Below are 16,151 nucleotides of genomic sequence, written 5' to 3'. Positions count from 1 at the left end.
CAAATGGCTGTTGGTCTGTTGGTTCTAGGGTGATTCCAAGCCCGAGAAACAGGGCAACACGGATGACCCGCAAAGGGCAACGTCAAACAGGGTGGTGTCGCAATGTGGTTCTTGATCAAGGGGTCGATCTGGTTTTCGCTGGTTCTGGTTGCATTGTCCTATTTTGGCGGCTCCAGTGACAGCAACAATCCAAACTCCCAGATGAATGTCGCCGGCGCTGTATCAGCAGCCAGCGAAGCCTATAAATATGTCTCCGCCATCTGCGTGGAAAAGCCTGACGTTTGCGTGAAGGGTGCTGAAACATTTCATGCGCTGGGTGAAAGAGCCCGCGAAGGCGCAAAGGTTGCCTATCAGCTGATCGATGCCCAGCTGGCTGGCAGCGAAGAACAGCCGAAAATTGCCGATGCGGCGGCAGCACCTGCACATGGCCCTGCCGCAGAACCCGCCATCGCACCGATCAATATCTCCGACAACAGCGACGACATCAAAACCGGCACCATCAAATCGCAGCCTTACGTGCCGATGCCCCAGCGCCGCCCGGCACCCTGATCGACGACAGACGCCATTCATATTTCCTTCCGCTTGCAGCCCTTCCCTGGGGCAGCCTGACTGCCCTGACTGTAACCCTGCTACGATTAGCTTCGTAGCAGGGCTTTTTTTGTGGTGAGCGGTTCAATTGGGGTTTGGTTTGGCCTATATGCTGGTGAACCGGCACGATGAACGGATGGCGCACCATGGCTTCCCTAGACAAGATACTCGATGACTTTGCCTTTCTGGATGACTGGGAAGACCGTTATCGCTACGTTATCGAACTCGGCAAGGCGTTGCCTGATCTCTCCGAAGAGAAGAAGAGCGCGGCCAACAAGGTGCAGGGCTGCGCAAGTCAGGTCTGGCTTGTGAGCCACAGCGATGGCGCGAGCGATCCTGTCCTGACCTTCGAGGGTGATTCCGATGCGCATATCGTGCGCGGGCTGGTGGCCATTGTGCTTGCCGTCTACTCAGGAAAACATGCCTCTGAGATCGCTGGTCTCGACGCCATTGAGGTTTTCGGCAAGATCGGTCTTGTGGAACACCTTTCCGCGCAGCGCGCCAACGGCCTGCGCTCCATGATCAACCGCATCCGCGGCGAGGCACAGCTGCTCGCCGCCTGATGGCTTCGGGATTACTTCATAGCTCTGGCCGATATCCATCGGCACCCCAATGGTGGCTGTCTCGCTTGCGGCTTGTGGGGCTGGGCGGCGCATAGTGCCGCGACAGCGCCTGCAAGGCCGTTCGCAACATGAGCTTTGCCGAGCGCACGGGCCATTGCCGCTCACGCTCTACCAGTTCAAGACCCTTTTCAAAGCAGCAGACATCGATGGCGACGCCTGCCAGTTCCGGCCCCATGGCCTCGGTGGCCTTAGAAAACCGAATGCGGGCGGCCATGGCGGTATCGCTGATATCCTGCGCGCCATTGCCTTGGCCTTTGGTGCGCTTTGCCAGCCGTGGCTCCCAGGACGACGTGATCCTTGGGCTGAGTTGGCCACGATGGAAATCGGCGGCCAGCCTTTCGCCCGCTTCCAGCGCATCCGCTGGAAAAAAGAGCTTCCCGTCGCGGTCTTTCAGCCGCAGCAAAGCTGACAGCGGTGAGGACAGTTCGTTGCGCCGCGCCGTTTGCTTTGTGCCATCGATGTCTATGGAAACGACATCGCAGAGACGATGCTGCTCGTGAAAGATCTCATCATGCTCCTTGACCATAGCGCGCTTGAGGAAGGCACTGGATGTGGCGGGCTGCGCGCGGAGGCAGTTGCCATCCAGAACCAGCAAGCCGGCGGACACGCCCAGATCGACCACCTGCCGCTCGAACCGACGCGGTCGATCGGCACGCTCAGTGGAGACATCGAGATCGCCTCCCCTCTCAGTGATCACAGCAGGCTTGCTGCCGATGAACCGAAGAAGCCGCACAAGTGAGGAATTGTTGTTTTCGGTGCTCTTGGTTTCGATCTCATGCATGGGTTTCGACCTCGATTGTCTCCAGAAGCGGTTTGACGGCCTCTTCCACCATGGTCACAAAAGCATCGAAGCCAGCATCATCGCGACGATCTTCCACCTGCTGGCAGGTCAGGCTGGCTGTGGATTGATCCCGCCCGAAGCAGATGGCCACCTGCCACATGGGCAGGGACAAAGCGACATGGCTGACATAGAGTGCGATCTGGCGGATATGCAGCATGGCGTGGCGCCGGTTGCGACGGACCGCATCCTGATCCACGATCTGCGTATAGATCTGGCAGGTGGTTTCACGCACACGCTGGCATGCGGCACGGTTTGCCCTTGGCACTGGCGGGCGGGGCATGCAGGCCAGCGCAGCCGCAAAGCTGGGAGGGGCAGGTGTTTGCGGCCCGCAGACCTGAAGATTTGATGTCATGATACAACTCCTCACTGAATAGGAATTAATTCATATACCATCAAATCTGAACCTGCAATTGCGCCTTCACCCTGAAAAGGCTGCATTCCGCAACCGGAAGCATAAGGCTTTGAATTTTTTCAAGGATTATTTTCTTATTTTAAACTCTCGCATCCTTGCCTCCAGGCATAAAAAAGCCGATCCACGAGGGACCGGCTTTTGAAGAGGCAAATGGAGTGCGGATCAGCGGCTGGACTTGCGGCGCTGGCCGAGGCCCATTTCCTTTGCGAGGCGCGAGCGCGCTTCGGCATAGGCAGGGGCGACCATCGGATAATCGACAGGCAAATCCCATTTGTCGCGATATTCTTCGGGGCTGATGCTGTGATGCGTCGTCAGGTGACGCTTGAGCGACTTGAAAGAACCACCACATTCCAGGCAGATGATCTGATCATCCTGAACCGACTTGCGGACAGAAACAGCAGGCTTCTGCTTTTCCACATTGACCGCAGCCACAACTGGCAGTGCTGTGCCGCTGAGCGCGGTGTGCACATCTGAAATTAGACCGGGAAGCTCCGTAACCGGAACGACGTGGTGGCTAACATAGGCAGCAACGATATCTGCAGTCAGTTCGACAAGCAGATCCTGAGCGCCGCCGTATGTAGTTTCCGTCATATATCTGTCTCCTGTTCATATCTTCACCGGCACAGGTTAAAACCTGAAACGCGTGAAACGAAGTTAACCCCGCCCTCTGATTTGGGTCCTCCGAAGATCAATTCCTTCTTCCGATATACGCAGGAGAAGGGATCGATGCTTATGGAAACTACGAATGACGAATGGATATCGACGATACTCTTGGAAAAGATGAATTACGCATCTTTAAAATACCTAACTGGACCTACTCATCTTCGCATGACGCAAATCAACATCATGTACTTTACCTGATGTGGGATAACACCAAACCAAAAAAAGTCCAATTATTATTTTGTAATAATTCGTAGATTAGAGGCTCTATTCTTCCTATTAGAAATCACAGGTAAGAAACTAAATATGTATGTCTGAATTATGGCTGAGAGTACATTCAAGCATATACGCTATTTCAACTTCAGGTTTGCTTTCATTTCGTCTTTTACAGTGATCTTAGCGAGACGATATCCGGCATCGTGCGCAACTTTTGCTAGCAAATGCGCGGAAACCGGAGCCGTCATAATAACGAAACAAAAACCTATTGCTGCGCGTGCGAAAACCGACAGTTCGAATGCGTCGATACCCACAGCAAGCAGAAGTAGACCTGAACCGACTGTTCCAGCTTTAGACGCAGCATGCATGCGAGTATAAAGGTCAGGGAAACGGTTTATACCTATGGCGGCAGCGAGCGAAAAGAGCGCGCCGCAAACCAACAGAACTGTAACGGCTGTCGCGATGACCCAGTTCATGACCGACCCCTTTTCCCATTCGTTCTTCTTCGTGCTGCGCCGCGCGCGGGCAACACATCCGTGCCATCGAGCACGATTTTTCCATGCGCATCAGGGTCTGGTCTTCGCGACTGAATGAAGCGGGCGAATGCAACTGTGGCAAGAAAACCGACGAGGCAGAGAGCAACTGCAATATCAACATAGAGATACACGCCTGTACGGATCGCTATGGTTGCGATGAAGCCAATGGCGATGCCAACAAGCATATCCAGTGCAATGACCCTATCCGGCAAGGTTGGGCCAACAACGACGCGATAGACCGTCATCAGAAAAGCAACAGACAGGACAATCAACGCAAACATCGTTGCGCCGGAAACCAGGGTTTCAGGTGTCATTTGCGAAATGCCTCCATGATCTTCTTCTCGAATCCCTCTGCAATCGATCGCTTGGTAGCCTCTACATCGCTGCAATCCAGCGCATGAATGAAGAGGATTCCGCGGTCAGCGGAGACATCCACGGAGAGTGTGCCGGGCGTGAGCGTGATGAGATTGGCAAGCAGCGTGATCTCGAAATCGCTTTTGACCTTGAGCGGATAAGCGAAGATGCCCGGCGTCAGCACCAGCCTTGGCCGGATGACCATCATGGCCACCGTCCAGGCCGAAAGCGCCAGCTCCCGCACGAACAGCAGCGCCAGCGACAGGATGGCTGGGATGCGCGCCCAATAGGTCTCGCTTGCCGCAAGTTCACGACGCACGATGCCAAGCGACAGCGCCGCGATGATGGCCCCGAAGACCGTATTGGCGATGGTGAAGCTGCCTGAGATGGCAAGCCAGGTGATGACGAACAGCAAGCCCAGGACATAACGGCTCATTGCGCAGCTCCTTGCGGAAAGACGGAGCGGATATAGGCCGCGGGATCGGCAAGACCATCGGCTGCCTGCTGGCTGAGTTTCATGATGCTTTCCGGAAACAGGCCGAAGCCGACGATCAGCAGGGTCAGCGCCAAGACTGGGGCGATGCCGGGCACCTTGGCAGGCGTTGCCACATCCTTCATGCCAGCGGGCGCTGAGCGCCAGAAGCAGAGCAGGAAGACGCGGGCAAATGCGATGGTGCAGAGAAAGCTGGAAACGAGGATGGACGCTGCCAGCCACCACGCGCCGATATCGATGGCGGATTTGGTGAGCATGGCCTTTGGCCAGAAGCCGGAAAATGGCGGCAGGCCGGAGCCTGCAAAGAATAGCGCCAGCGTCAGCCCTGAGAACCACGGGGCTCTGGCATAGAGCCCGCTGAGATCCGTGAGCGACCAACCACCGCCGATGCGCGCCGCATGGCCAATGGCCAGATAAAGCGCCGTCATGAGCACCACGGAATTCAGCGCATAGAAAATGGCACCGGCGACGGCAGAGGGTGAGCCGATGGCAACGCCTGCCAGCATAATGCCGATGCCCGATATGACGACGTATCCCAACATGCGCCTGATATCGTTCTGCGCCAGCGCGCCCATGCCGCCGAGGATCATGGTCAGCGCCGCGACGATGGCGATGATGAAGCTCAGCTCCTCCCGCTGGACCGGAAACAGCATGATCATGACGCGCAGCAGCGCATAGACGCCGACCTTGGTCAAAAGACCGCCGAACAGGGCTGAAACCACGAGTTTGGGTGTGTGATAGGATGCGGGCAGCCAGAAATTGACCGGGAAAGCCGCAGCCTTCATGGCGAAAGCCAGCGTGAACAGCGCGGCCAGCGTCATCAATGGTGCCTGATCTGACGTCTCGGTGACCTTGCGGGCGATATCGGCCATGTTGAGCGTGCCGAAGATGGCATAGAGATAGCCGACCGCGATCAGAAACAGCGTGGTGCCGACGAGGTTGAGCACGGCATATTTCAGCGCGCCATCGATCTGCTCCTTGGTGGAGCCCAGCACGATGAGGCCAAAGGACGAGATGAGCAGCACCTCAAACCAGACATAGAGGTTGAAGATATCCCCCGTCAGAAACGCGCCGCTGACGCCTGCCATGAGCAGCATGAGGAACGGGTAGAAACCGTAGCGCCTGCCCGGCTCATCGATCTCGGCGCTGGCATGGATGGCGCAGGCGAGTGCGACGATGGCACCGGCCAGCCCCAGCAGCGCACCGGTCAGATCCGCCGTGAAGGCGATGCCGAAGGGCGGAAGCCAGCGGCCCATGACCATGGTGAACGGGCCCCCTGCCACCACCTTCCAAAGCAGCGCGGCGTGGATCAACACCAGCAGACCGAGCCCTGATACGGCAATGGCGGCATGAAGGCGCGGCGAGTGCCTGATCATCATCAGGATGGCACCGACAGTGATGCACAGCGCAAAGGGCGCGACGATGAGCCAATCGGCAAGCGGGGTGGGCTGCATCACCAATGCGGCGGCGAGATCGATGTTAGGATAACCGGAAGCGGCCATATATCTTATCCGTTTCTCAATATCCGAGCGGCGGGAGCGGCTCACGGGCCGGTTCGGCGGCGCGCATCGCATCCGTGTCGTCTGTTTTCAATTCCTGGAAGGCGCGCCAGATGAGCACGGCCAGAAAGCAGAAGAAGCAGAAGGAAATGACGATGGCCGTGAGGATGAGGGCTTGCGGCAGCGGGTTTGCGGTACTTGCCGCCAGAACATCTTCGCCAAGGCCTATGATGGGGGGCACTTCGCGCGTCAGCCTCCCTGCGGTAAACAGCAGCAGATTGACGGCATTGCCCAGAATAGCGATGCCAATCAGCATTCTTACGCTGTGGCGTGAGAGCATGAGGTAGATGGCGACACTGAAGAAGATGCCGACGAGAACGGCGAACATGGGTTCCATCAGTCGCGCTCACTTTCTGCCAGCGCCGAGGCAATGGATGTGAAACCTCCGACCACGACCAGATAAACGCCGATATCGAAGGAGATGACGGTGGCAAGCGGCACTTCAACGCCAACGAGGCTTGGGAATATCCATAGACCTGTCATGAAGGGCACGGACGCAAAGACCGAGATGATACCGGACAGCGTGGCGATGAGAAGGCCAAAGCCCGCAATGGACAGCGGATGGAAGACGATAGCGCGGCGCACGCTTGCGACCCCGAAGGCAATGCCGAAGACAGCAAAGGCCGATGCCGCAATCAACCCGCCGATGAAGCCACCGCCGGGCTCGTTATGGCCGCGCAGCAGCACGAAGACGGAAAACAGCAGCATGAGAGCGGTGATGACGGGCGCGATTGTGCGGTAGATCAACGTGTTCATGCCCGGCCCTCCCCGGCTTTTGTGCCTGTTGCCGGTTTGGCGCGAATGCGGATCAAGGCGAGGACCGCAAGTGCCGTGATCATGACCACGGCGATTTCGCCCAGCGTATCCGTGCCACGGAAATCGACGATGATGACATTCACCACATTGTTGCCGTGGGCGATGATTTTGGAATAGGCGCTGAAGAACTCCGTGAGGCCGGTGTTGAAGGGCCGCTCGGTGGCTTTGAGCAACATCAGCGCAAAGCCCGTGCCGCAGGCGAGCGCAATCATTCCATCCAGCACCTTCTGCCCGCGCTTGCGGTGATCGGACGGCGAAAGCCGCAGCCGCGTCATGACCAGCGTGAGGATGACGACAGACAGCGTTTCCACCATGAACTGGGTGAAGGCCAGATCCGGCGCGCCGAACAGCAGGAACAGCACGGCCACGGCAAAGCCCTGAATGCCGAGCGCGACGATAGCCGTCAGACGGCTTGCCGCCGTCAGCACCGCAATGAGGCCGATGATGGCGATAACGATGAAAGTGAATTCGTGCAGCAGCATATCCGTTGGCCAGCTCGGCATGGCTGGCAGTTCGCCATAGGCAAACAGCGGCACGAGCAGCACAAGCGCAATGATGGCGAAGGTAACGGTGACGTAGAATTCCAACCTGCCGGGCTGGATGATGCGGGTGACATAAAAGGACAGCTTCACCAGCCCTGAGATGACGGCATCAAAGGCGCGGTCCGGCCCCGGACCTGCCGAGACCAGCGCCCGGTCCATCAGGCCTCGTGCCCGAGACAGATTGGTGTAGACCACGACGCCCAGCGCCACCGTCAACAGCGAAAGGCCCAGCGGCACGCCGATATGCGGTATCAGCGACATGGTGACCGGACGCGGCGCACCTGCAATGGCCGTGGCCATGGGCATGGAAACGAATGCATGGAAGCCGCCGGAAAACAGCGCAGCCAAAAGACCCACAACGGCCAGAACGGCAGGGCCAAGCCACAGCAAGACCGGGCCTTCATGAACCTGTTTCGGTGTTTTTCGCGGCTTCCCAACGAATGGTTTCAGCGCAACGGCAAAAGCGATGGCCAGCATCAGCGCATTGCCAATGATGGCGATGCCGGTGAACAGGATCGCCCGTGGATTGGCGTGCGCCAGCGCATAATAAATCTCTTCCTTGGCGAGAAAGCCGAGAAAGGGCGGCAGACCGGCCATGGAAAGGGCAGCGGCCATGGCCGCGATGAAGGTGATGGGCATGGCCTTGCGCAGCCCGCCAAGCTTCGTCACATCCCGCGTTCCAGCCTCATGATCGATGATGCCGGCGACCATGAAGAGCGCGCCTTTGAACAGCGAATGGGCGACGAGATAAAGGACGGCCGCCTCGATGGCGTGTTCGGTGCCGATGCCGGTCAGCATGACGAGCAGGCCGAGGGATGACACGGTCGTATAGGCCAGCATCAGCTTGAGATCGGTCTGGCGGATGGCGAGAAACGCACCGGTCAGCATGGTCAGCCCGCCGAAGAAGGGCAGCAGGATTTCCCAGGCCGCCGTATCTCCCAGAACAGGGTTGAGGCGCATCAACAGATAGACGCCCGCTTTGACCATGGTGGCGGAATGCAGATAGGCCGACACCGGCGTTGGCGCTTCCATGGCATTGGGCAGCCAGAAGTGAAACGGGAATTGCGCCGATTTGGTGAAGGCACCGCCCAGCACCAGAAGCAAAGTGGCGAAATAAAACGGGCTCTGGCGCAGCACATCATTGCCATGCACCAGAAGTGATAGCTGGGTGGTACCGCTGATGTTCCAGATGAAGATGAGGCCCGCCAGCAATGCCAACCCACCGCCGCCGGTAACGACCAGCGCCTGCAAGGCAGCGCGGCGTGACGCTTCACGCTTGTGATCAAAGCCGATGAGCAGGAAGGATGTGATCGAGGTGAGTTCCCAATAGACGAACAGCATCATCAGGCTATCCGACACCACCACGCCCAACATTGCGCCCATGAACAGCAGCAGAAACGCTAGAAAACGACCCTGCTGCGGGTGGCCTTTCATGTAACCGCCCGCATACAGCACGATGAGCGTGCCGATGCCGGTGATGAGCAGCGCAAAGGTGAGCGACAGGCCATCAATGAACCAGGAGAAGCTGAGGTTGAAGCTCGGCACCCAGACATAGCCACCCGTGACGACCTCACCTGCGGCAATTTCCGGAAGGAAACTCAGAAAGTGCAGGAAGGCGAGCGCCGGGGCGAGTGCCAGCAGCCATGCAGCCCTGTGGCCCAACCTGCCGATTGCCACAGGCGCGCATAATGCCATGACAAACGGCAAAAACAGCACGGCTGATGTCAGCAGCGTGACATTTGCGATCATCTCGTTCCCCCGCCCCTGCCGTCCTTGGGGCTTCCTCTCATGTTGCGATTTGCAACAAGACTAACAGTGCGTGAATGCCAAGTTAACCCGCATCCTCTTTTAACCGGGCGATTGGTGCACTATCTTGGGGACAAACGAAAGGATCTCCTCATGAGCGATCACCCAGCACCCAAAATTACCAAGTCCGACGCGCAGTGGCGCGAGGAACTGACGGCGGACCAATACCGGATTCTGCGCGAACACGGCACAGAGCGCCCGTTTACGGGACCCTACTGGAACAGCACCGAAAAAGGCCTCTACCGTTGCGCCGCCTGCGATGAGGCGCTGTTCATCTCCGACACCAAATTCGACGCCGGTTGCGGCTGGCCGAGCTATTTCGAGCCGGTCAAGGCTGACGCCGTGACCGAACATCGCGACACGGCCTTCGGCATGGTGCGCACGGAAATTCGCTGCGCCAATTGCGGTGGCCACCTTGGCCACGTGTTCCCGGATGGTCCACCCCCAACCGGTTTGCGCTACTGCATCAACGGACATTCCATGGTGTTTGAAGCGCAGGATTAAGCATCATCCCAGCGTTAAAGAAGGCCGCGTCACCGAAAGGTGGCACGGCCTTTCGTTTACGCGGTTTTCCGGTAAAAGCGCCACCGTCTTCTCATTTTATAGATAAACTTCTATTTTTCGTTCCTTTTGACCTATTGACTCCTCATGTGAAGCATCTCTAAGCTCTAGGCATCGCAAAATTATCTATAATTTTAGGATCGACCATGAGTTTTCCAGTGCATCGGCCCGCCCTGCGGGTATCGTCCTCCCTCTCCCTCAAAATCATGACTGTCATCATCGGCGTCGCGCTGATGACACTTTCGGCAAGGGTGCAGATACCCTTCTGGCCTGTTCCGATGACACTCCACACCGTGGCGGTGATGGGATTTGCCGTGGTTCTGGGACCACGCATGGCGACAGTGATTTTCATGGCCTATCTCGCGGCGGGTGCGGCTGGCCTGCCGGTCTTTTCCGGCTCGCCGGAACGGGGCATTGGCTTTGCCTATATGGTGGGACCGACCTGTGGATATCTTGCGGGCTTTCTTGTCGCCTGCGGCCTGACCGGATGGCTATCCCAGGGCAAAGGCCTTATCGGGCGCTTCGGTGCCATGCTGGCTGGCCTTGCCCTAGTCTATGCGTTGGGAATGGCATGGCTTGCGCTTTACGTGCCTGCGGCCAAACTGCTTGCAGTCGGTTTGTTACCATTTCTCGCCGGTGATCTCATCAAGATCGGCATTGTAGCATTGGCGGCGCCCGCCCTGTCCAAACGCCTCTCGACGGAGCACGGCAAATGACGGCGCCGGACGGAACGATCCGCCATGACTGGAGCGTCGATGATATCGCCGCGCTTTATGAACTGCCATTGCTTGAACTGGTGGGGCGCGCCAATGCCGTCCATCGCCAGTTTCACGACCCCAACCATGTGCAGAAGGCCAGCCTTCTTTCCATCAAGACGGGCGGCTGTCCGGAGAATTGCGCCTATTGTCCGCAATCGGCGCACCACCGCGAGGTCGATCTGACCCGGGACATGCTGATGGACCCGAAGACGGTGGTCGATATGGCTGCAACCGCCAGGGCGGCGGGTGCAGAACGGTTTTGCATGGGTGCGGCATGGAGGCAGGTGCGCGATGGCAAGGAGTTCGATGCTGTCATTGCTATGGTGGAAGGGGTGCGTGGCCTTAGCATGGAGGCCTGCGTCACACTTGGCATGCTGAAGCCGCACCAGGCCGAACGGCTGGCAGCCGCTGGGCTGACGGCCTACAACCACAATCTCGATACAAGCCCGGATTTCTACAGCCGCATCATCACCACCCGCACCTATAATGACAGGCTGGAAACGCTATCAACCGTCCGCGCGGCGGGAATCGAGCTGTGTTGCGGCGGCATTATCGGCATGGGCGAAAGCGTGCGTGATCGTGCCGCCATGCTTCAGGTGCTGGCCGGTTTTGCGCCACACCCGGAAAGCGTGCCGATCAACGCGCTGGTGCCGGTGGAAGGCACACCACTTGCCAAACGCCCGCGCATCGATCCGCTGGAACTCGTGCGCATGGTCGCCACCGCCCGCATCGTCATGCCGCAATCCACCGTGCGGCTTTCGGCAGGTCGCTCCAGCCTGAACCGTGAAGCGCAAATCCTGTGTCTCCTGGCCGGAGCCAACTCCATCTTCTACGGTGACACCTTGCTGACCACACCCAATGCCGGGATTGGCGAGGATGCAGAACTTCTGGCCTCAATCGGCCCGCTGCAGAAGGCGGAATGTGCGGCTTCGGCAGCGTAGAATGGTGTTTGAACCGCAGGATTGAGCGGGTTGCGCATTAAAGAAAGACCACGGAACCTCATCGGCTTCGTGGTCTTTCGCTTTCAAGCCGCTTGCGCCACGCCGGACGCGAATTCAAAGCCCTCATCCGCCCAGCCGGTCATGCCGCCGATCATGATTTTGACCGGCCTACCAAGGTGGGCGAGATTGAGCGCGGCGTGGTCGGCACCGTTGCAATGGGGACCGGCGCAATAGGCGACGAACAATGTATCGGCAGGCCACTCGGCCATGCGGCTTTCGGTGATATCAGCATGACGCAGGTGTACCGCGCCCGGAATATGCTTGCGGGCGAAAACGTCAGGCGAGCCAACGACGTGTAGCAGGACGAAATCTTGGCTGCCGTTGCTCATGCTGGTGAACACGTCCCAGCAATCGGTTTCTAGTGCTAGCAATCTTGAGAAGTGTTCGATGGCCGCGTCTGAAGATGCGGCGGGAGTTTGCGATACGAGGCTCATAGGCGTCTCCTTCTGATGTCGATGGAGACACTGTATCCGCGATAGAAAAGGACTGGCAGATGGCATGATTGCCATATATCATCAAGATCATGCCAAAACATCCGACCCCGCCCTCACCCAACCGCCTAGTTGTTGCGCTTGCCTATGACGGGCTGTGCACATTCGAATTCGGCGTTGCCGTTGAGATCTTCGGACTGGCGCGACCCGAGATGGGCGATGACTGGTATCGCTTCGCGGTCGCGGGCATCGATGAGGGCGAGATGCGGGCGACAGGCGGCGTGCGCTTTACGGTGGATGGTGGGCTGGAACTGATCGAGCAGGCTGGGACCATCATCGTGCCGGGCTGGCGAGGCATCCATGAGCCGGTACCGGAGGCGCTGTGCGTGGCGCTGCGCAAGGCGCATGAAAACGGCGCGCGGGTTCTTTCGCTTTGCTCCGGTGTTTTCGTGCTGGCTGCGGCGGGGCTTCTCAACGGACGACAGGCCACAACCCACTGGCGCTATACGGATGCGCTCAAGGCGCAGTTTGGCGCAATCGAGGTTCTTCCTCACGTGCTCTATGTGGATGGCGGCACCGTGCTGACGGCTGCGGGAAGTGCGGCTGGCATTGATCTTTGCCTCCACCTCGTGCGGCGCGATTTTGGATCAAAGGCCGCCAATATGGTGGCGCGGCGGCTTGTCGTTGTGCCGCACCGCGATGGCGGACAGGCGCAATTCATCGACAAGCCTGTTCCCGAGACCCATGAGAAGGCGCGGCTCGGGCCGCTGCTGGATGCTGTTCAGGCCGACCTTTGCCAGGATTATACCGTGGCAAAGCTGGCGCAGATGGCGGGCATGAGCAGCCGCACCCTGCTGCGCCGGTTTGAGGCTGCAACCGGCATGACACCGGCGCGCTGGCTTTTGCTGCAACGGCTTTCCAAGGCCAAGGACCTGCTGGAAAGCTCGAAAATGGGCATCGAGGCCATTGCACAGACAAGCGGGCTTGGCAGCGCCGCCAACCTGCGACACCATTTTCGCCAGCAATTTTCCATTACGCCTGCCGCCTATCGCGCCCGCTTCGGCACGAAAAGCCTCACGCTATTGGAAGCTTGAGTTCCATGCAGGTGAGATCCAGCCAGCGGCCGAATTTGGTGCCGACTTCCGAGAAGCGCCCGGCAACGCGAAAGCCCAGCGATTCATGAAGGCGGATGGAGGCGGTGTTCTCAGCTTCTATGGCACCGATGAGGACGTGGACGTCATTGCCGTTCGCGTGCTCGATCAGCGCCTGCATGAGCTGCTTGCCGGTGCCAGCACCACGTCCATCCTTATGGACATAGATGGAATGTTCGCGGGTGTGGCGATAGCCATCGAAGGCGCGCCAATCGCCATAGGATGCGTAACCGACAACTGCGCCGTCCTTGATGGCGACGATGACCGGAAAGCCCCGGTCCTTGCGGGCCCTAAACCACTCCGTTCGGTTTTCAAGATCGACCAGAACATCGTTCCAGATCGCGGTCGTGTTGAGCACCGCGTCGTTGTAGATATCCATAATGGCGGGAAGATCGTTCTGGGTGGCGTCGCGGATTTCGATTGTCATGCTTCATGCTCACTGCAAATCAATGTTGCCGCAAGCATAGTGCATCTTAAGGACCTGTGCAGCGGTTTTAAGCGACCGAAGGTGCCATGCTGAAACTGGTCATGACGGCCACATAATGCACCGCAGCCGCCGTGACCACGAAACCGTGCCAGATAGCATTCTGGAACCGCAGGCGTTCCCACACGTGGAAGATGACGCCCATGGAATAAATGATGCCACCGATGACGATGAGCCAGAGGCTGATGGGCGGCAGATGGTAGGACAGGCGATCCGCCACCATGACACCGCTCCAGCCCATGGCAAGATAGAGAGCGATGGTCAGCCGATCAAACCGGCCGGGAAAGAAGCATTTGAGCATGATGCCGGACAGCGCCGCCGCCCAGATGCCAGCCAGCGTGACGGCAATCATGGGGTCTTCGATGCCGCGCTGGAGAATGGGTGTGTAGGTTGCCGCAATGAGGATAAAGATGCCGGAATGATCCAGCCTGCGCAGCAGCCATTTGACGTGGGAGTGAGGCCAGATATTATAGGTGAAGGATATGGACAGACAGGCCACCAAACCTAAGGCATAGATCCAGACAGCCGCGATGGCGCTGAAGCTCCCCCACAGGGTGACGTAGAAGATCAGGGCCGTTGCGCCGATTAGCGCAAAGACGATGCCTACTCCGTGGACAATGCCATCAGCAACGATTTCTGGAAGGTCATAGCGGCGTCCAAAGCGCCATAGCTCACTCATGGTCTGTTCCCGAATAGAAAGTGAGCAGATCATGCTACCATTATGAGTCAGGAACAAGTCCAGTCCTGCGAAAGGCGATCACTTTGCGTTCACGCCTGTCGCAAAAGTAAGGTTGGCAGGGTGCCCCTGGCCTAACGGTCCACCAGAACGGAGCATTTGGCGTGGCGCACCACGCGGTCTGCCGTCGCGCCGATGAAGTAATTGGTCATATCCGGCGTGTGCGAGGCGATGATGATGAGGTCCGCTTTCAGATCCGCAGCAGCCGCCACAATTTCGCGGGCGGCCGAACCATTGCGGACCTCGACTGAGCCGACAAAAGGCGAAGTCTGCTTCAGGGCCGTCAGCCTTGCCTTGGCATCATCGATTGCATTTTCAATGATGTCGAGCGGCAGATCGATGGCAAGATAATTTGGGAGATCCTCGACCACATTCAGCAGGATGATTTCACCATCCCTGCCAAGCAATGCTTCGGCTTTCTTGAGAATCTTCTCGCCTTTTTCAACGGCGCTGAAATCGACCGGAACAAGAATTCTGTTATACATGTCTGTCTCCTGCATGTCAGATGCCCCTAGTCTACCCAATGAAGCGGAGGGCGTAATTGATCCGCGTCAAGCCAAACGCAGCTCATTGTCAACAATGAGTGCACACTCTTTCACCAAACGGCCATCTTTCGTGAACGATGGAACACGCGCATAGTGGCCTCCAGAGTGCCGCAGCGGCACAGTTTTCATGGGAGTGCATGAGTTGGTTAAAGACGAGATGTTTGCATTGACGCGCCCTGCCTATGTGGGTCAGGCGCATCTTGTGGTGCAGGATCTGGCAGGCGTCTCGGCGTTTTACCAGAAGATCATCGGCCTGTCGGTGATCGAGAAGACGGCAAGTGGCGAGGTTCTGGGCGCAGGCGGCCAGCCGCTTTTGACGCTGACGACCGGCCACGGCACGACACGCGCACCGGCAAGCGCCGCTGGCCTGTTCCACACCGCATTTTTGATGCCGACCCGCAGCGATCTCGCTCTGTGGCTGACCCATGTTGCCAATAACAATGTGCCGCTTCAGGGCGCTTCCGACCACCTCGTCAGCGAAGCCATCTATCTGGCTGACCCGGAAGGCAACGGCATCGAGGTTTACCGGGACCGGACGCCCCAGGAATGGAGTTATCAGCCGGACGGCACGGTTTCCATGGCCACCAACCGGCTTGACCTTCAGGCACTCTACGACAGCGCGCCGAAAGCGACATTCGCCAAGGCGCCTGACGGCACGGCCATTGGCCATATCCACTTGCAGGTGGGCGATATTCCGCAGGCCGATGTTTTCTATCAGGATGTGCTGGGCCTGAAGATCATGGCGCGCTATCCCGGCGCGAGCTTTTTCGGATCCGGTGCCTATCACCACCACGTGGCCGCCAATATCTGGAACAGCCGGGGTGCGGTGGCCCGCACAGGTAACATGACAGGCCTTTCCGGCTACTCGCTGAAATTCAACGAGAAAAGTGCTTTGGATAGTGCCGTTGCAGCACTCGAAAAGCTCGAAATTGCGACGACACGCCAGAGCGATGGCATTACGCTGAAAGACCCGTGGGGCATCGGCCTGACGCTTTCTGCGCAGGCTTAAGAACAGGCCGGAATGGCGAGTATGGTTGT

General features: G+C 58.2%; 21 protein-coding genes. 7 read left to right on the top strand and 14 right to left on the bottom strand.

Annotation, left to right across the window (positions count from 1 at the left end; genetic code table 11):
* Positions 1–102: 102 nt before the first annotated feature.
* Positions 103–549 (top strand): DUF5330 domain-containing protein, encoded by a 447-nt coding sequence (locus ACQZ51_RS03870; protein WP_448775303.1) that lies wholly within the window; start codon positions 103–105, stop codon positions 547–549.
* A gap of 185 nt (positions 550–734) precedes the next feature.
* Positions 735–1,151: a SufE family protein gene (locus ACQZ51_RS03865; RefSeq protein ID WP_243256430.1), complete on the top strand. Its 417-nt coding sequence runs from the start codon at positions 735–737 to the stop codon at positions 1,149–1,151.
* Positions 1,152–1,167: 16 nt separating this feature from the next.
* Here the strand turns inward: ACQZ51_RS03865 and ACQZ51_RS03860 are convergent, their stop codons facing one another.
* The 10 genes from ACQZ51_RS03860 to ACQZ51_RS03815 all read right to left on the bottom strand — a co-directional run bounded on the left by ACQZ51_RS03860 (position 1,168) and on the right by ACQZ51_RS03815 (position 9,389).
* The gene (locus tag ACQZ51_RS03860; RefSeq protein ID WP_448775302.1) at positions 1,168–1,992 is read right to left on the bottom strand and encodes a DUF6456 domain-containing protein; all 825 of its coding nucleotides are present in this window, start codon (positions 1,990–1,992) and stop codon (positions 1,168–1,170) included.
* Complete coding sequence (locus ACQZ51_RS03855) at positions 1,985–2,404, bottom strand: hypothetical protein (protein WP_448775301.1); 420 nt, start codon at positions 2,402–2,404, stop codon at positions 1,985–1,987. The genes ACQZ51_RS03860 and ACQZ51_RS03855 overlap by 8 nt, the downstream gene beginning before the upstream one ends.
* A 222-nt stretch (positions 2,405–2,626) precedes the next feature.
* Positions 2,627–3,055, bottom strand: a complete 429-nt coding sequence (locus ACQZ51_RS03850; protein ID WP_448775300.1) for a MucR family transcriptional regulator — start codon at positions 3,053–3,055, stop codon at positions 2,627–2,629.
* A 419-nt stretch (positions 3,056–3,474) separates the two neighbouring features.
* Positions 3,475–3,816, bottom strand: coding sequence for a monovalent cation/H(+) antiporter subunit G (gene mnhG / locus ACQZ51_RS03845; protein WP_448775299.1), 342 nt, complete (start codon positions 3,814–3,816; stop codon positions 3,475–3,477).
* Positions 3,813–4,190 carry a cation:proton antiporter gene (locus tag ACQZ51_RS03840; RefSeq protein ID WP_448775297.1) on the bottom strand — a complete coding sequence of 126 codons (378 nt, stop codon included), beginning with the start codon at positions 4,188–4,190 and terminating at the stop codon, positions 3,813–3,815. The genes mnhG and ACQZ51_RS03840 overlap by 4 nt, the downstream gene beginning before the upstream one ends.
* Complete coding sequence (locus ACQZ51_RS03835) at positions 4,187–4,666, bottom strand: Na+/H+ antiporter subunit E (RefSeq protein ID WP_448775296.1); 480 nt, start codon at positions 4,664–4,666, stop codon at positions 4,187–4,189. Before ACQZ51_RS03835 ends, ACQZ51_RS03840 begins: the two co-directional genes overlap by 4 nt.
* Complete coding sequence (locus tag ACQZ51_RS03830) at positions 4,663–6,225, bottom strand: Na+/H+ antiporter subunit D (RefSeq protein WP_448775294.1); 1,563 nt, start codon at positions 6,223–6,225, stop codon at positions 4,663–4,665. The genes ACQZ51_RS03835 and ACQZ51_RS03830 overlap by 4 nt, the downstream gene beginning before the upstream one ends.
* Before the next feature lie 16 nt (positions 6,226–6,241).
* Positions 6,242–6,619 carry a Na+/H+ antiporter subunit C gene (locus ACQZ51_RS03825; protein WP_448775293.1) on the bottom strand — a complete coding sequence of 126 codons (378 nt, stop codon included), beginning with the start codon at positions 6,617–6,619 and terminating at the stop codon, positions 6,242–6,244.
* Positions 6,619–7,038: a Na(+)/H(+) antiporter subunit B gene (locus ACQZ51_RS03820; protein ID WP_448775291.1), complete on the bottom strand. Its 420-nt coding sequence runs from the start codon at positions 7,036–7,038 to the stop codon at positions 6,619–6,621. The genes ACQZ51_RS03825 and ACQZ51_RS03820 overlap by 1 nt, the downstream gene beginning before the upstream one ends.
* On the bottom strand, positions 7,035–9,389 hold the full coding sequence (locus ACQZ51_RS03815) for a putative monovalent cation/H+ antiporter subunit A (RefSeq protein ID WP_448775290.1): 2,355 nt from the start codon (positions 9,387–9,389) through the stop codon (positions 7,035–7,037). The genes ACQZ51_RS03820 and ACQZ51_RS03815 overlap by 4 nt, the downstream gene beginning before the upstream one ends.
* A gap of 150 nt (positions 9,390–9,539) precedes the next feature.
* On the opposite strand from ACQZ51_RS03815, the gene msrB reads away from it, so the two are divergent.
* From msrB to bioB, 3 genes are all read left to right on the top strand, one after another.
* On the top strand, positions 9,540–9,950 hold the full coding sequence (gene msrB / locus ACQZ51_RS03810) for a peptide-methionine (R)-S-oxide reductase MsrB (RefSeq protein ID WP_448775288.1): 411 nt from the start codon (positions 9,540–9,542) through the stop codon (positions 9,948–9,950).
* A gap of 203 nt (positions 9,951–10,153) precedes the next feature.
* A complete protein-coding gene (locus ACQZ51_RS03805) occupies positions 10,154–10,723 on the top strand; it encodes a biotin transporter BioY (RefSeq protein ID WP_448775286.1) in 570 nt (189 codons plus the stop codon).
* Positions 10,720–11,706 (top strand): biotin synthase BioB, encoded by a 987-nt coding sequence (bioB, locus tag ACQZ51_RS03800; protein ID WP_448775284.1) that lies wholly within the window; start codon positions 10,720–10,722, stop codon positions 11,704–11,706. Before ACQZ51_RS03805 ends, bioB begins: the two co-directional genes overlap by 4 nt.
* Before the next feature lie 83 nt (positions 11,707–11,789).
* On the opposite strand, the gene ACQZ51_RS03795 is transcribed toward bioB, so the two are convergent.
* Positions 11,790–12,200, bottom strand: a complete 411-nt coding sequence (locus tag ACQZ51_RS03795; RefSeq protein WP_448775282.1) for a rhodanese-like domain-containing protein — start codon at positions 12,198–12,200, stop codon at positions 11,790–11,792.
* An 89-nt stretch (positions 12,201–12,289) separates the two neighbouring features.
* Between ACQZ51_RS03795 and ftrA the strand changes: the two genes are divergently transcribed.
* Positions 12,290–13,291 (top strand): transcriptional regulator FtrA, encoded by a 1,002-nt coding sequence (ftrA, locus tag ACQZ51_RS03790; protein ID WP_448775767.1) that lies wholly within the window; start codon positions 12,290–12,292, stop codon positions 13,289–13,291.
* Here the strand turns inward: ftrA and ACQZ51_RS03785 are convergent.
* From ACQZ51_RS03785 to ACQZ51_RS03775, 3 genes are all read right to left on the bottom strand, one after another.
* Positions 13,272–13,775 carry an N-acetyltransferase family protein gene (locus ACQZ51_RS03785; RefSeq protein ID WP_448775279.1) on the bottom strand — a complete coding sequence of 168 codons (504 nt, stop codon included), beginning with the start codon at positions 13,773–13,775 and terminating at the stop codon, positions 13,272–13,274. The two genes, ftrA and ACQZ51_RS03785, sit on opposite strands and share 20 nt — an antisense overlap.
* 67 nt (positions 13,776–13,842) lie before the next feature.
* Entirely contained in the window at positions 13,843–14,511 is a 669-nt protein-coding gene (trhA, locus tag ACQZ51_RS03780; RefSeq protein ID WP_042618284.1) for a PAQR family membrane homeostasis protein TrhA, read from the bottom strand.
* Positions 14,512–14,642: 131 nt separating this feature from the next.
* The gene (locus ACQZ51_RS03775) at positions 14,643–15,053 is read right to left on the bottom strand and encodes a universal stress protein (RefSeq protein ID WP_448775277.1); all 411 of its coding nucleotides are present in this window, start codon (positions 15,051–15,053) and stop codon (positions 14,643–14,645) included.
* 187 nt (positions 15,054–15,240) lie between these two features.
* Here ACQZ51_RS03775 and ACQZ51_RS03770 point away from each other — a divergent pair, with 187 nt between their 5' ends.
* A complete protein-coding gene (locus ACQZ51_RS03770; RefSeq protein WP_448775275.1) occupies positions 15,241–16,122 on the top strand; it encodes a VOC family protein in 882 nt (293 codons plus the stop codon).
* Positions 16,123–16,151: the final 29 nt, after the last annotated feature.

The sequence above is a fragment of the Agrobacterium sp. CG674 genome (assembly GCF_053521645.1).
This window is presented reverse-complemented; position numbering and strand designations above follow the sequence as displayed.